We start from the raw sequence: 16,946 nt of genomic DNA on the forward strand, positions 1-16,946 counted from the left end.
ATGTTAACCATATTCTTCTCCAAAATTAGCTTTAACATTCTGGAGTACTTTTTTAATATCTTGTTCTTTAGCCTTAGGAAAGATAAGCAAAACTTCGTCTTTATCAACAATGATGTAATCTTTTAATCCGTCTACAACCACAATTTTATCTTTTTTGGATCTGATCATATTCCCGGAAGCGTCATCGGCTAAAACTCTTGCGTTTACGACTGCGTTAGCATCAGAATCTTTCTCTAATTTATCGTATAAACTTCCCCAAGTACCAAGATCATTCCAATCGAAAGTTGCAGGAATCACGTAGACATTGTTACTTTTCTCCATAAGGGCGTAATCTACAGATATGTTTTCTGCTTTTGGGTAGTTATCTTTTATAAAGTCGTCTTCAAACTCTGTGTTATACACATTATACCCACTTTCAAAAAGTTGATATAACTCTGGTTGATTTCTTTGAAACGCAGCAACCACGGATTTTACACTCCACATAAAAATACCTGCATTCCATAGAAAATTACCTTGTGCTAAAAAAGACTTAGCGGTTTCGTAATCTGGTTTTTCTCTAAATTGATTTACAGGTTTCACTTCGGCTACGCTTAGTGACCGTTCTTTGTCAAACTCTATATAACCATAGCCTGTATTTGGGAAGGTTGGTTTAATACCTAAAGTCATTAAAGCATCATTAGATTCGCAATAATCAAAGGCTGTTTTCACATTATTTGAAAAGGCATCTTCATCCTCAATCCAGTGGTCACTCGGAGCCACAATCATTACTGCATTTTCATTTTCCTTTTGAATTTTTAAAGACGCATATAAAATACATGGCGCTGTGTTACGCATTGCTGGCTCTAATACAACCTGACGTTTTGTAACACTTGGCAATTGCTCAAAAACCAAATCATTATAACGCTCATTGGTAAGAATAAAAATATTTTCTTGGGGAATAAGTTTTGCTAGGCGATTAAAGGTTTTTTGGATTAAAGTATCTCCTGTTCCTAACATATCATGAAATTGTTTAGGAAAGTTCTGTGTACTTACTGGCCAAAATCGTGAGCCTACTCCACCTGCCATTAAAATGGCGTAATAATTTTTGTTTTTCATCAGTCTAAAATTTCTACCTCTGCATTAGGGTTAAACAAATATAGTTTACCGGTTTTTACCTCAACACATTCTATTCGTTTTCTTCTTTTATTTCCTTTTTTAAACACTCTACCGTTATAAAGCTTAAAGGTTTTGCCCAAAGGTACTTCAAAAACGTAAGTTTTATTTTCACCTTCGTCGAATTGCTTCAATGCTAAGGCGAGTTGCGTATCTGTGTCGCTAGATGCTTTAGGGTTTTTAAAGTGTTTGGCAAGTAATGGCAGTAATTCTAACGGAAAGACTTCTGGTCTTAAAAATGGGAGCATTAAGTGTTGAAAAGTTAGTTTCCACTCTTTGCCATGTGGTTTTATAAATCGTCCAAATTTGGTGAATGCTTCGAAGTGAGCAATTTCATGAACGAGTGTAATCAAAAAACGATACGCATTTAAATTCGCATTTACAGTAATCTGATGCTTACCATTCGGCAATTGTCTGTAATCACCATGTTTGGTCTTACGTTCTTGTTTTACTTTAACCACCAAATTATCCTTTGCCAGTAAGGCTTTAACCTGAACTTGTGCTTGCTCTGGAATAAACTCTAAAAGTTGATCTTGCATTAAAACAAAAGTAGTGGATTTGAGTTATTAATCCTTAACTATAATCATTTTAGAAGTGCTATTCACTTTGAGGAGGTATAAACCTAAAGTGTCCACCTTAAATTTTATTGTAGTTGTACCATTTAAGGTATCATAAGCCTTAATTAAACCTTGTATTTTCCTTCCTGTTATATCATAAATATCAATAGTCTCTGTACCATCAGTATTAGCAATAAAAACTTCACCATGAATTATAGGATTAGGATAGATATTAAGTGAAACCTCATGCTCATCAAAACCAAGAGATCCATTAAAATAAGGTACTGCAAAATCAAACGTATCTTCCGCCACTTCTTGACCAATAAATCGACCAGGTATGTCATCAGCTGGAGGATGAATACCTCCCCAAATTCTACTTAAACTTGTTTGATCTGATGCATCTCTATATGTTGCCCATTGCAGCACAACATCAACTGAAGGCCCTTCTTCAAACTCTAAAAACTCGTTAGCTTTTGCAACAAATTCTCCTAAACCACCAGGAAAGAATTCACTACCTGTCATCATGGTCATTAACTCTGATGCTGTTCTAGAAAATGTAGAATGACCAGACACATAGCCTGCAAATGGAGGTGTTACAAAAGTTGGTCTTTGGTATGGGTACCAATCCTCAGCTAAAATCCAGCCAACTCCGGCCTGATCTGTTTCAGTATCGTCTATAAAATCATGACCTTTCCATGTGTATAGTTTTATTTTTCCAACATGTTGATTGGCAAAACCTGCTAATGGATCACCAGCTTCAACCACTTCTATATAACCATCTATCAATTCTATGCCGCCAACATGATAGTTATCTAATGTGTTATCTGTACTTTGCCCGCGTTCTGCCATAGATCGTATAGCTGAAATTGGTCTTATATAATCATACCAACCTTTAACACTCCACGCAGAAATAGCTGCATCATGCATACCACCTCCTAAAATAAAATAAGCTTTAACATCCCATTCTAATGGATCCAGAATATCTCCTTGACCTTCAAATCGTCTTTCAAACAAGGGATGGTCATTTACATAGTTTAAAATAGAGAACCAGTGTCCTGGCGGAGTCTCAGAGTCCGGACCATCTGCCCAAAACTCAGCTAGAACTCTAGCATAGTCACCTCTAGGTACCATATTTACTTCATACGGATTGCCTGTTATTGGATTAATTGTATGTCCGTTACTGTTTGTACCACCATTAAAAACGTCATAAAAAGCAGGATAGTCTGCATAATTAGTCGGAAAAGTACTTATGTCAACATTACCTATTGAATTCGGAGAAATATCCCACATAACTCCATCTGTTTGGTCTAAATGTGACTGCCATACAGACACCATAGAAAATCCCCATTTATAAGCATCACTTGAAGGATTCTCTTCAGTCATACTGATATATGGAGGGTCGGAAGGATCATGAAATACATGATAATTATTTCCGTCGCGTTGGTAAGTAACTTTGTCTTCTTCTTTGAGAGCAAAGCTATAAACATTTCCCCATTCTGGACTTAAAAACGGTGGCACATTACTGTCTATAATATTTCCACCTTGATCAATAAACGAATCTAAACCAAGCGGTTGCCAACGATTAGGATCTTGAATTGGTGGATTATCATTATCATCTAATGCATAAGCCTGATTTGCTGGCTCATAATAGGCATTGTCGTAACCTGTTGCTTCTCTCGAACCATCTTGTAACCCATAATCTATAACAGACTGAGCAATAAAATTACCTAGAGCCGCAGCATCACCATCTTCGTACAGTAAAGAGGTATTATTAATATCATAACCTAATTTCTCCATCAGCAAGTCAAATCTTGCTTGAGTTTCTTCTAATCCTGGGGAATTTTGAAATCGATGCGTCAACAAACGGTACATAGCATAGCTAATCGTCTTATTTACAGAAGTGTCTAAATCTTCATTTGGTATGAATTCTTCTAATACTGTAGTAAAGTCGTTGACTGTATTTCCTATTAAATAAGGTGTTGCTGTATCATCATAAATTGCCCAAGCATCGTACATTGCAACACTGGTGTGAAATAAGTTTCTTGCGTGTACTGTCGGTCTTGCAAAATCGTCTCTAATAGCTTCTAATAATGCTTCATTCCATAGTCTTGCAATCGAAATATTTTCTGGAAGATTATCTACGCCTAACTCAATGTCTATTGACACTTCTTGACTAGAACATTGATCATCCGTTTCAGTAATAGCTACTCTTCCAGAATCTTCTAAATGCCATCTTACAGTAATTGAATTTGTGCCTTGACCACTTACTAATTCACCACCTGAAACTACCCAATTTGCTGTTGAACCTGCGGCAACATTATAGGTATAAGTCTCTGTTCTTAAAAAAGAGGAACTCGTATTACCTACTATATTTTGAGAAGGCAGATACACGCAAGAACCATCATCTAATGTAGCATCTGGATTATAATTACAGGATGTTGGATCTGTGCAACCATAAATTTTTTGGCTTGGTTCAATATTTAGAATCTCTAGACCAATTCCTTCGGTTAACTTTATTGTAGTGTTTGAAGATATATTTGAATAATTCTCAACTAATCCTGAAGTCCATTTTACTTCTAAAGTAAGAACTTCCGTTGCGTCATCTAACCCAAAATGTACTGCTTGTAGACTTTGACCTAAAAAACCAACTCCTGTGTAGTAACGTTTTTGTGTTCCGTTGGTTGTTGTTATTGTTAAAGTTGTACCAATTGCGTTTCTATTAGATGTGGTGCCTTGTAGATGAACCTTAAACCAATTTAATGTTGTCTCGGTGTCATCAAAATTAAGAAGTTTATTTTCATAAAAAATTGCAGAACCATCACCATTTGTAATCAACACATCTATATCACCATCATTATCATAATCAAAATCTAGAACCTCTACGCTTTCTGTATTATCATTTACACCTAATTCTACTGAAGCATCTTCAAAAATCGGCTGTCCTTGACTATGAAGATTTCTGTAATATACATTTTGTTCTGGCCCTCTGGCTTCAAAATCGTAACCGTTAACAATAAATAAATCCTCATCACCATCTAAATCAAAGTCTGAAAATCGTGCTCCCCAAGCCCAACCTGTTCCTGAAATTCCATAAGAGGCAGAAGCATCAGAAAAACTATTTGATCCATTATTGTGTAGGAGCGTATTTTCATCAATTCCAGTATGAAAAAAATCAAAATCACCATCATTATCAAAGTCACTAATAGCGAGCCCCATATCATCTATCATATTATCTAATCCATAGGTTGCTGCATCCTCTGTAAAAGAAGTACCATTCTGATTGATGTATAAATAATTTGGATCCTCTAAGTCGTTTGTGACTATTAGATCCATCCAACCATCGTTATTTACATCAAAAGGAAATGGTGTATAGCTGTAATTTGATTCAACTTCTGTAAGTCCTAATTCTGCTGTTACATCAGTAAAAGTATTATTGCCATTGTTTCTATACATAGAATTAGAATCGCACCTACTCCAATCAGTGATGTAGACATCTAATAAACCGTCATTATTATAATCTAACCATGTTGCTCCAATGTTTAAACAATCGTTTGTTGCTCCAAATCCAGATATTTCAGTAACATTGGCGAATGTACCATTACCAAGGTTTCTCCATAATTGAACCTTTAAAGAATATGTTAGAAATAAATCTGGAAAACCATCATTATTATAGTCTCCCCAAGATGCACTAAACTTATAACCCTGTTGCGCTAGAGTGAGCTGAACATCTTCTTCTGCTGTTAGCAATTCAACCAAACCAGATGCTTCGGTAACATCTGTAAAATAACCATCATTATTATTTTGGTACAGACGACTGTAACTAGTAATATCGTTTGGGTTTTCAATCGCGTTCGCTACAACAAAAATGTCTAGATCATTATCGCCATCATAATCTGCAACAGCAACTCCATTATTGTGAGCTAAGTTTTGTAAACCAACAACGGTTTCAACGCGCTCAAAGTTTTGAGCACCCAAGTAGCCATTAATAAGAAAAATAAGAAAGAATAGCTTATAGTTGCGTAAATTTATAACCATAAGTTTTTTTTCTAAAGATAGAAAATACGTTAGAATTTTAACAATTCTTTTAGATTTTTCAAATGGTCAAAGGTTTTAGTCGCTTTTTTGTGCAATTCATCTTTATAATCATGAGCAGTAAATCCAAAAACATCAAAACCTCCGCTTATCGCTGCTTCAATTCCTATCGAACTATCTTCTATAACTAAGCACTCATCATTTTTAAAACCCATGGTTTCGGCGGCCCATAAAAAAACAGCTGGGTCTGGTTTCCACTTTTTAATAGCATAACAACTAAATATTGTTTTATCCTGAAAAAAAGATGATAGACCTGTAAGTTCTAAATTGAGTTTTATTTTTTTTACCGGACCACTAGAAGCTACACAAAACGGAATTTTTAAATCTTGAAGAACATCTTTTACACCATCAATAGGCTTAATCTCTTTTTGAAATCTCTGGTAAGATTCTTTTCGGTATTGCTCTTCAAAATCAATAGGTAGTTTTTGCGTAATTAGTTTTGAAATTTTATTAGCACACTCATTAAAACTATTGCCTTTAAAATGCTGATATGCATAATCTAAATCTATATTCGCACCAAGTGCATTTGCCAAGTCTACCATAACTTGATTGCTTATAGGCTCACTATCTACTAGAACACCATCACAATCAAAAATAATGCACTTGTATTTAGACATATTAAGGTGTAGAGTTAGAAACCTGTAAAACCTTACCGTTATAGTATTTATTTCCGCTGAGCGAAAAGTTAAAAATATATTCTGCCATTTCCATAGCAGTTGTTGGTGCCTGATAGTCCGGAAAAGCTTCTTTTAACATCTCTGTTTGTACAGCACCCAGAGCTAAAACATTAAATTGCGGCCCTGTATCTTTATATTCTTCGGCGAGTAACTCTGTTAATGTGATTACCGCTCCTTTGCTGGAACTATAAGCGGAAAGTCCTGGGAATTTCATGCTTCCTTGTATACCTCCCATACTACTTATGGTTACCACATGTCCATCTTGTTTCATAAAAGGAAGAACTATTCTGGTCATTTCTGATACTCCAAAAACATTTGTTCTATATACGTTTTCAAAATCTTGGAATGTGGTTTCTGCAAAAGGTTTATTTAGCAACATACCAGCATTATTAATGAGAATATCTACATGTTTCCACTCAGCACTAATAAAGTCTTCTACTTTTTTGTAGTCTTCATCTTTACACAAATCAAAAGCAAAAGATGTTATATTTTCAAAATGCAAGTTGTTAACCGGTTGGGCGTTTCTTGATAATGCCAATACATTGTGCCCTTGACTGGCAAAAAGATGTACTAACTCAAAACCTATACCTCTACTCGTTCCTGTTATAATAATATTCTTACTCTTCATTTAATACGACTTCTTTTGTGTTGGAATTCATCATACCTTCTAAAGCAGGTATCATTTTATTGATAAAATTTACCATATGCTCATAATCCATTTTATCAGCTTCATCATCTACATGGTGATAATAATCAAAATTTGTAAAATCGAATGTAGAGATGGCATGCGCAGGAACATTAAATTCTTTAAAAAACGGAAAATTATCCGATCTGTAAAACAATTGAAATTCTTTAGCCTTTGGAAAAAAACCAACGATCTCTTCACCTGCATACTTATTGAGTGTAGGTGCAAAATTAGAACGGTTATAGCCACTCATATAAGCCATAGACTTATCCTCTGCCCTTGGCACTCCGATCATCTCAAAGTTTAACATGGTATAGACATTTAATCCAGCTTCTTTAAGTTTAGCTGCCAAGTGCGCTGAGCCCTTTAAACCCATTTCTTCAGCGTCATATAACGTAATAAGTATACTGCGTTTATTACTTTTAGATTTTGAAAAATATCTACCAAACTCCATAGCGGCTATAGTACCAGAGGCATCGTCATTGGCTCCGTTGGCAATACTGTCTCCTTCTACTATTTTACCTTTTCCTATATGGTCGTAATGACCACCAAGTATTATGAATTCATTTTTAAGTTTATCATCAGTTCCTTCAATCATTCCAACTACATTATAACCATCAATTTCACCTAGCTTAAAGCTATCTCTATAGGTTTCAAAATATGGTTTTATTCCATTCTCTTCAAAGTAGTTTTCAATAAAGACAGCGGCTTTTTCAATACCTTCGCTTCCTGTTGCTCTACCTCCTAACTCATCTGAAGCTAAATATTCCATGCTCATTTTTATATCTTGAGCTGTGATGGTAATTTTTTCTGAAATGCTTTGGTTGCCAACAGAATTATTTTGCTTTGTACCACAAGCCGTTACTAATAACAAACCAAGTACGGTCAATACATATTTCATACTAATTTTTGATTTGAGTTTAAAGATAAAAAAACCTGATTTGAAATATCTCCAAATCAGGATTTAAAATTATTATTAGACTCTGAAACAACACTTCGACTTGGCTCAGTGAACAACGCTCAGTGTGACGATTCAGAATAACAATCCGACTTATACTAACATCGTTACAGGATTTTCTATGTATCCTTTTAATGTTTGCAAGAATTGCGCACCAGTAGCACCGTCTACGGTTCTATGATCGCACGCCATAGTTAACTTCATTGTGTTGCCTGGCACAACTTGTCCGTTTTTAACAACCGGTTTAGAAACTATTGCACCCACAGATAATATTGCTGAGTTAGGCTGGTTGATGATAGATGTAAAACTCTCAATTCCAAACATGCCTAAGTTAGAAATAGTAAAAGTACTACCTTCCATCTCATCTAAAGATAGCTTCTTATTTCTTGCTTTGCCCGCAAAATCTTTTACAGCTACGCCAATTTGAGTTAAGCTTTGCTCGTTAGCAAACTTAACAACTGGCACCACCAAACCATCTGGTACCGCTACAGCTACACCAATGTGCACATGGTTATTTAACTTCATTCTATCATCAAACCATTGAGAATTAACTTGTGGATGCTGCTTTAATGCTAGAGCACAAGCTTTAACAATCATATCATTGTAAGATATCTTCGTGTCTGGTAAAGAATTATACTGAGCTCTAAACGCAATTGCATTTTCCATATCAAACTCCACATTTAAATAATAATGTGGTGCTGTAAATTTAGATTTTGCTAAATTCTTAGCGATTGCTTTACGCATGTTAGAGTTTGGTACTTCATCAAAGTCTTCTGTACCAGTCGGTACAAATTTCCCAACAGATGCAGACGCTTGTGATGGTGTAAAACTCTCAATATCTCTTTTTACAATTCTACCGTTTTCACCTGAACCTTTTACCTGAGATAAATTAATACCTTTTTCTTCAGCCATTTTTTTAGCTAAAGGTGAAGCAAAAATTCTTCCACCTGATTCAGAAACATTTGCTGTTGGTTTACTCGTTGGTGTTGACTTCTCCTCTTCTTTCTTAGACTCTTCTTTCTTTTCTTCTTTTGGAGCTGCTTTACTTTCAGTCTTAGGCTCTGATTTAGATTCTGAACCACCAGCTTTAAAGTTTTTTGCAATACCAGATACATCAGTTCCAGAAGGACCAATAATTGCTAGTAATGCATCTACTTTTGCAGATTCACCTTCTTCTAAGCCAATATGCAGCAAGGTACCAGACTGAAAAGATTCAAATTCCATCGTAGCTTTATCTGTTTCAATTTCAGCAAGAATATCACCTTCTTCTACCTCATCACCAACTTTCTTTAACCATGTTGCCACGGTTCCTTCTTCCATTGTATCACTTAAACGAGGCATAGTTACAACAGTAACTCCCTCTGGCAATTCTTCTGGGCTTTCAGCTTCTGTTGTGTCTTCTTTTTTATCTTCAATTTTTTCTTCAGTTTCTTCAGACCTGGTTTCTTCTTCTGATGAAGAGCTTCCATTTAATAATTCTGAAATGTCCTCCCCTTCTTCACCAATGATAGCTAAAAGCGCATCTACTTTAGCTGTCTCTCCTTCTTGAATTCCAATATGAAGCAATGTGCCTTCATTAAAAGACTCAAACTCCATTGTAGCCTTGTCGGTTTCAATTTCAGCTAAAATATCTCCTTCTTCAACCTTGTCACCAACTTTCTTTAACCAAGTGGCAACAGTTCCTTCTTCCATTGTATCGCTTAAACGCGGCATATTTATTACTTCTGCCATAGCTTATAGTTTGTGTTGAATAAATGGGTAATCTTCTTGCTCATATACAGCATCATACATTACATTCTTGTCTGGATATGGTGATTCTTCAGCAAATTTTTCGCATTCAGAAACATGTTTTTTAACACGCTTATCAATGGCTTTAATCTCGTCTTCAGTTGCGTAATTATTTTCTAAAATAACCTCTTTCACCTGAGTGATTGGATCTATTTTCTTATACTCTTCAACTTCATCCTTTGTTCTATAATGTTGTGCGTCTGACATTGAATGCCCTCTATATCTATATGTCTTAACCTCTAAAAACGAAGGTCCACCCCCTTTTCTTGCACGCTGAATAGCTTCGTCAAATGCTTCAGCTACTTTAACAGGATTCATACCGTCTACTGGTCCTGACGGCATTTCGTATCCTAAACCTAGTTTCCAGATATCTGTATGGTTTGCAGAACGTTCCACTGAGGTTCCCATAGCGTAACCATTATTCTCACAAACAAATACTACCGGCAAATTCCACAGCATTGCAAGATTAAACGTTTCGTGCAATGAGCCTTGTCTTGCAGCACCATCACCAAAACAACATAAAGTTACGGCATCACTGCTGTGATATTTATCACCAAAAGCTATACCTGCTCCTAATGGGATTTGTCCACCTACAATACCATGACCTCCATAAAATCTGTGCTCTTTAGAGAATATATGCATAGAACCACCTAAACCTTGCGAGGTTCCTGTTGCTTTACCATATAGCTCTGCCATAACACGTTTAGGATCCACTCCCATCCCTATAGGCTGAACGTGATTACGATAAGCAGTAATCATTTTATCTTTGGTTAGATCCATAGCATGCAAAGCTCCTGCTAAAACTGCTTCTTGACCATTATATAAGTGAAGAAATCCTCTTACTTTTTGTTGAATATATACTGCGGCAAGTTTATCCTCAAACTTTCGCCAAAACAACATATCCTCGTACCACTTAAGGTAAACTTCTTTGGTTATTTTTTGCATTTTTTGATTCGTTCTTTTAATCAGAATAACAAAAATAACACATTAGTTAGTAACCAAAAAGCTCAAAATTGTAAAATTTGTTACGAAAACGTTATAGGAAACTTCTATCGAAACCAAGAGGCAATAAATTTGCTAAAGAGTTTGATTTTACAACCTTACCTGTAGCTCCCATAAAGTAAATCTCTATAGGTTTATCTTGTTTTATTTCATATTCTGAAATAGCTTGCCTACATGCGCCACAAGGTGGAATTGGAGAATCTGTAATTTGATTTTGGGATGAAGCTGTTAGAGCCATTTTTAAAATCTTAGCTGTAGGGTATTTTGCACCTGCATAATAAATGGCAGTGCGCTCAGCACACAGACCAGAAGGATAAGATGCATTTTCTTGATTACTACCAACGACAACTTCATTATTGTCTAATAAAATAGCAGCACCTACTTTAAATTTAGAGTAAGGAGCATAAGCATTTTCTCTAGTTTCAATAGCAGATTGCATTAAATGTTGAATATCGTCCGGAAGCTCACTGAAGCCTTCATAAACTTTAAATGTTGATTCAATCTTAACTTCCTTCATATTCAAATTCTTTATTAGACAAAAAAACTATTGCTTTTAGACAATAGTTTTGAAAGATCTTTTTAATTGTATATTCTAATATTCGTCATACTCACCATCACCAAAATTAAATGTCAGTGAGAAACGTAGAGTATTTTCTAATGGGCTTTGTACTCTTGATGCTGAAAACAAATATGATAAATCAATGTTTATAGTGGTATATTTAAAACCAGCACCTAGGGCAAAAAACTTACGAGCACCTTTATCTTCTGCCTCATTAAAGTAACCTGCTCTGAAAGCAAAGTTTTCTTGATAAGTGTACTCAGCACCTAAGGCCCACGTAAATTCACGAAGCTCTTCACTGAAACCACCAGGGGCATCACCAAAAGATTGAAAAATTCCGTTGATAAAACTAACATTAGGATCTTGCCCTTCTATTATGACGTTTTCTTGTGATGCATCTTCTTGCTCTTGTGTTTGAAAATCTCCATCTGCTTCATTAAAGACCCCATCTCCATTAGTATCTGTAAAGACTATTCTATCACCAAGTCTTGGTGGTGTTGGCACTAATAATTTAGAAACCTCCGCAGTAATGCCTAGTGTACTATATTCGTCAAAAATAAAATCAAAACCAGCACCTAATCTTAAGGTTGTTGGTTGAAAATTTTCTCTACCACCATCATCATATTTAAATTTTGGTCCTAAGTTTTGTATAGCAAAACCTGCTCTCCAGCGCCCATTAAAGTCATTATAAGCTTCCTCTTCACTCTGATAATACCCTGTGATGTCCGCACCAAAAGTATTAGCGGCATCTGCTACAGGATCTATTTGATCTATTCTTAGGTCTGATCTCATAAAACGTAATGCAACAGCCATAGCAAATTGATCTGCAAGTCTTAAAGTATAAGCTACATCTGCGGTAAATTCATTTGGTTTTACATTAAAACCAGGATCATCTGCGCTTTGGGTCAAAAGGATATCACCATAACTAAAATATTTAAAACTTGCTGAGACAGCACTATATTCATTTAACCTATTGAAATAAGTAATGTAGCCTAGAGAAATATCATTAACAAGTTTACTTAGATAAGGTGTATAACTGAGACTTATACCTGATTTAGCTTCAGAAAATGCATATTTTGCGGGATTCCATTGTTGTGAATATGCATCCATTGATGTGGCTACTCCCACATCTCCCATAGCTGCCGATCTTGCGTCTGGGGCTATGAGCATAAATGGTAAACCAGTTGTTATTACTCTACTATCCGTAGAATTAGGTATAATTTGAGTGGTTTCTTGCGCAAACGTGAAACTTAATGTTACTAAAGCGATAAGGGTTATTGCGTATTTCTTCATGTTCATAATTGGGTTATTAGCACTAAGCGCTTGGTACTAATTCGTTAGCAAATATAATTTATTATTAGAGTATGACAAGTTTTTGAATTTTTTCAACTTGTTTATTTAAACGGTTAGATCTTACTTTTAGTTTATAAACGTACACTCCTTTTCCAATTTTATCACCGAAATCGTCTCTACCATCCCAAATAATATCTTTGGATAAGGAACTTACAGACTTACTTCCGCCTGATGTTTGACCGTTTAATGTTCTTACAAGTTTACCTGAGACAGTAAAAATTTGCACAGAAACATCTAATGGCTCTACACTATTGTGATTAAACCAAAACTCGGTATAATTAACAAAAGGATTAGGATAATTAAGAACGTTATCTATAACCAATTCTTCATCCTTATCGTATACAACAAATTGAATTTCGGCAGTAGATGAATTATTATAGGTGTCCCAAGCTTTTAAGGTGAGTGTATGCGGACCGGGTTCTAAATCTCTAAAGGGATACGTAACCGTACCGTTTGTATAATCATCAACATTAGCTTGGTAATAATCGTTTAGCACTATAGGGTTTGTCTCATCTCCATCAATTATGGCTGTAATGTCATGTCCTATACCACTTGCTGTGTTTATTCCATTATCGTCTTGTAGTTTTGCCAAAAGATTAGGGGATTCATTAGTAATGCCTCCTGACACGAAGTTTTCATCATTCATGAAAAGATTAATTACTGGACCAATATTGTCCTCAGGAGCGTCTTCATTAATACCGCCTACTTTTATATCAAAATTAGCACCTGCCTGATCTGATAATGGACTATTAGTTTGCGCATAAAAACTAACTTTTCCATTGCCTACAGGTATACCAATATCTCTAGGCACAATAAAATCAAATTCGAATTGACCATTTTCAACTGTTGCCTGTCCTTTAAATAAAACTTCACCTAAAGTCGTAAAGTTCAAATAAATTGTACCTCCATTATCACTGGTACCATCATTAGCTAAAGTTTGACGCTCAATTCTTTTATCAAAAACGGTTGCCGTTAAAGTACCATTATAATTAGATAGCAAATTACCATTGACATCTGTAACTTCACCAGCTAATTTAGTATAACTTAAAGCCTTAAGCGTATCTATTGGTTGTGTAATTTCAATGTCATTAACTTTGGTTAGCCTAACGTCTGGTTGTGGAAAAGCTAATTTCATAGCCGGATCACCAATTAAAAATACAAGTCGCTTTTGTGATATACCCGCAATATTATTATCCGTCTTTGTTAATCTTAAAACTTCACCCATAGGTTGGTAATCATTAGAACCGTAAGCAAACAAATAATCATCTAATACCTCATTAAAACTTTCTCCTACGGTAACAAAAATTTGTCTTGTTGTTGTCATTAAGGCAATGGATCCACCCGTTTTGTTCCAATAAGTGAATTCCCCTGCAGTTGGTCTACCAGGATCATCAAACTTAGTGTATTCACAAGTAACCGTAATGAATAAATTGTACTTGCATATGTTATTAATTTCCTGTGCATCAAATTTATCGAAAATACGTTCTTTCGCTAATCCATCTTCACCACCATGACCAAAGTAATTTACAACTAAAGCACCAACTTCTATAGCATCCTTAAAAGCTTCGTTTACTTGAGGATACCGATTACCTGCAGCTGAAGATTCTTGCTCAAAAGCATCAGTATGAATCTTTATAACATTAAAAAAGGGTTTGTCCGTCTCTATGTTAGTGCCTAATTCGTCAGTTGTTTCTTGTAATGTTCTTTCCCAACCTACATCAACATCATCAGATACTAACAGTATGTTATTTCGCCAGCTTCCGTATGCTTCTGGTTGATAGTAAGCTTCAATTTTATCTACTAGTTCTTTTGCTCGCTGAATATCTTCGGCTAATATTCTACCAACAGCAACATCCATTCTATCACTACTTCCCATACCTCCTTCGGTATCATCTAACATCGCGTAAAAATCGTCCGACACAAATGAATTGGTAAGGCTAAAACTCGGCATAGAGTACCATGAAGGCACCAAATTAGTGTTATTATTTACTCTGTCTTTATAATCATAAGAACCTTCTCCAAATAAGCATACGTATTTTAGCCTTTCACTAGGAACACTTGCATTATCGTAAACATATTTTATGAAGTTTCTTATGGCTGCTATATCTTGACTACCTGTACTAAACTCATTATAAATAGTCTGAAGATCTACAACCTTAACATTAAGATTATATTGATTTCTATTAATTTGAGCCAAGCGTTCTGCTTGAGACCTAAGTTCTGCAGGTGTTAGTATAATGTAATCCACATCTTCAGAAGCACCCTGACTGTTTAGGAATATTGTTCCTTTTAAATTCTGGTTTGCTAAAGTAGACCTAGATTCTTTTTTAGGCTGTAATATATTTGAAGAAGAAAAAGCTAAGTAAGTACGTTCTTCACCAGATACAGCTTTAAAACTTAAATTACTTAACCCCTCAGAATTTAAAATATTTGAAACATTAAACCTATCTGTTACATCCCAAACCTCTTGTATTCCTGAAGCGTTAGCAAGATTATACTCAGCAATTCCAGGTGTAGTAACTACATCTTTATTCTTAAAAACTAATTGATCCCCTTCATATATTAAATCTCTTGTTGCTTCAATATTAATATAATCTAAATAGGCATTTGCTGACGGATTACCATTGTTATTGTAATCTAACGTTACTGTTATTTCATCTGAAGAAATAGTAATATCATCTCCATAAGCATTTGCAGTTCCTAAAACCGAACCAGGACTAATAACACCTAAGCCAAGACTAGAAACAAAATTTCCATTAATGGTAATACCCATAGTGGTGCCGTCAGTTTCAGAAACCGAGCCCACAGCAATATCAAATCTAACAGTCTCACTTGTTACTAAATTTGGAAACTGAAAGTTATAAACGCGTTCATTTTCAATTGCAAAATCATCACCAAACCACCGTCGTCCTAGTTTCGCTAAATTAAACTCATCAACTTCATAAAATTGGTAATCCTGAAATGTATTAACCTGAATATCAGCAGCCGCATCTATGGTAGGCATTTGCTGAATTCTTTTACCATTACCAGAACTAATATTTACGTAGTAATATGTTCTATCTGTATATAAATTTAAATTTGTTTCGCTTTCTTCACTATAAGTTTTTGGACCCTCACCATAAAACAAAATATAATCTCCATTATCAAAACTTCCATCTTCTTCACCTACAAATCTTACTGCATTCTCAACAACATCAAAAGGGTAATTCTCAGAATTTAGCAAGGGCAACATTCTACCTCCATTACCATAAATTTTTATAGTGCGTGGATCTACAGAATTTGTATTAACACCTAAACTGCTCAAGAATCCTTTAGTGAGTTGAAAAACACCAGATTCTTCAATATAAAATTTGTACCACTCCCCAGAGCTAAGTACTGAATTGGTAATTTCTGTCCTTGCTGCTGTTTGGGATCTATTTGCTGAAAAATTATAATTTATCGTAAAAGATTTTATCTTCTTAAAAACGCCTCTATCATTGATAATTGGGCTTATTTCAAAATAGTACCCACGTTTATCTCTAGCAGTGGTATTATGAAAATTGAACTTTGGAGATTTTGGGATGAGATTTGTATTTAAGTTTCTTAGACCACTTTGAGTAATAGTTTCGTAGGTTACATTAGATAAGGTTACCGAATTTTCATCAACATACCCACCATTACTATCCCATTGAGAAAAAAACTTCAGACCATTTTTATTATCATAGCTAAAATGTTGCTCACTAAAACCTGGAACAATTATTTTTCCATATTCTGTTTCTAAAACCTTATCGCCATTCCATTCAATATTGAATTGTTTTTGTTGTCCAAAAGCAAACAAACCAATTATCATTAGAATAAAAACAGAGCAATTTTTCATTTAGTTTTCTATGATTTAAAAGCCTTAGCTTTGTAAGTGCGAATATCACTAACCTGATATAGTATAAAATACAGTTGAATAACGGTTAAATTATAGGCTTATTATAGTACTTCAATTTTTATTTCAAAAATACAACAATAATTTATTTTAGTGGTCGTTATTAAAGAGCAAAATACATCGTTAAATCGACCAAAAATCCGTTATTGTGTTCAAAAAAAAGGATGAAATGCATATTTTTTTGAATTTTCAGGCGAAAAAAAGTTGTTG

11 protein-coding genes are annotated in these 16,946 nt (G+C 35.0%); all 11 read right to left on the minus strand.

What is annotated here, in order from left to right:
- Positions 1 to 3: 3 nt before the first annotated feature.
- Positions 4 to 1,095, minus strand: a complete 1,092-nt coding sequence (locus tag FC091_RS13980) for a mannose-1-phosphate guanylyltransferase (RefSeq protein ID WP_138434878.1) — start codon at positions 1,093 to 1,095, stop codon at positions 4 to 6.
- Entirely contained in the window at positions 1,095 to 1,691 is a 597-nt protein-coding gene (locus FC091_RS13985; protein ID WP_138434879.1) for a SprT-like domain-containing protein, read from the minus strand. The genes FC091_RS13980 and FC091_RS13985 overlap by 1 nt, the downstream gene beginning before the upstream one ends.
- Positions 1,692 to 1,718: 27 nt before the next feature.
- The gene (locus FC091_RS13990; protein ID WP_138434880.1) at positions 1,719 to 5,744 is read right to left on the minus strand and encodes an FG-GAP-like repeat-containing protein; all 4,026 of its coding nucleotides are present in this window, start codon (positions 5,742 to 5,744) and stop codon (positions 1,719 to 1,721) included.
- A gap of 29 nt (positions 5,745 to 5,773) precedes the next feature.
- On the minus strand, positions 5,774 to 6,418 hold the full coding sequence (locus tag FC091_RS13995) for an HAD family hydrolase (protein ID WP_138434881.1): 645 nt from the start codon (positions 6,416 to 6,418) through the stop codon (positions 5,774 to 5,776).
- Position 6,419: 1 nt separating this feature from the next.
- The gene (locus tag FC091_RS14000; RefSeq protein ID WP_138434882.1) at positions 6,420 to 7,106 is read right to left on the minus strand and encodes an SDR family NAD(P)-dependent oxidoreductase; all 687 of its coding nucleotides are present in this window, start codon (positions 7,104 to 7,106) and stop codon (positions 6,420 to 6,422) included.
- Positions 7,096 to 8,064 (minus strand): M28 family metallopeptidase, encoded by a 969-nt coding sequence (locus FC091_RS14005; protein ID WP_138434883.1) that lies wholly within the window; start codon positions 8,062 to 8,064, stop codon positions 7,096 to 7,098. Before FC091_RS14005 ends, FC091_RS14000 begins: the two co-directional genes overlap by 11 nt.
- Before the next feature lie 150 nt (positions 8,065 to 8,214).
- The gene (locus FC091_RS14010; RefSeq protein ID WP_138434884.1) at positions 8,215 to 9,852 is read right to left on the minus strand and encodes a pyruvate dehydrogenase complex dihydrolipoamide acetyltransferase; all 1,638 of its coding nucleotides are present in this window, start codon (positions 9,850 to 9,852) and stop codon (positions 8,215 to 8,217) included.
- Between the two features lie 3 nt (positions 9,853 to 9,855).
- Positions 9,856 to 10,854 (minus strand): pyruvate dehydrogenase (acetyl-transferring) E1 component subunit alpha, encoded by a 999-nt coding sequence (gene pdhA / locus FC091_RS14015; protein WP_138434885.1) that lies wholly within the window; start codon positions 10,852 to 10,854, stop codon positions 9,856 to 9,858.
- A gap of 91 nt (positions 10,855 to 10,945) precedes the next feature.
- On the minus strand, positions 10,946 to 11,428 hold the full coding sequence (cdd, locus tag FC091_RS14020; RefSeq protein ID WP_138434886.1) for a cytidine deaminase: 483 nt from the start codon (positions 11,426 to 11,428) through the stop codon (positions 10,946 to 10,948).
- Positions 11,429 to 11,503: 75 nt separating this feature from the next.
- Positions 11,504 to 12,763, minus strand: coding sequence for a type IX secretion system outer membrane channel protein PorV (porV, locus tag FC091_RS14025; protein WP_138434887.1), 1,260 nt, complete (start codon positions 12,761 to 12,763; stop codon positions 11,504 to 11,506).
- Between the two features lie 64 nt (positions 12,764 to 12,827).
- Positions 12,828 to 16,679 carry a type IX secretion system sortase PorU gene (gene porU / locus FC091_RS14030; RefSeq protein WP_138434888.1) on the minus strand — a complete coding sequence of 1,284 codons (3,852 nt, stop codon included), beginning with the start codon at positions 16,677 to 16,679 and terminating at the stop codon, positions 12,828 to 12,830.
- Positions 16,680 to 16,946 lie beyond the last annotated feature (267 nt).

It is taken from the genome of Winogradskyella algicola (assembly GCF_005869935.1).
Taxonomy (GTDB): domain Bacteria; phylum Bacteroidota; class Bacteroidia; order Flavobacteriales; family Flavobacteriaceae; genus Winogradskyella; species Winogradskyella algicola.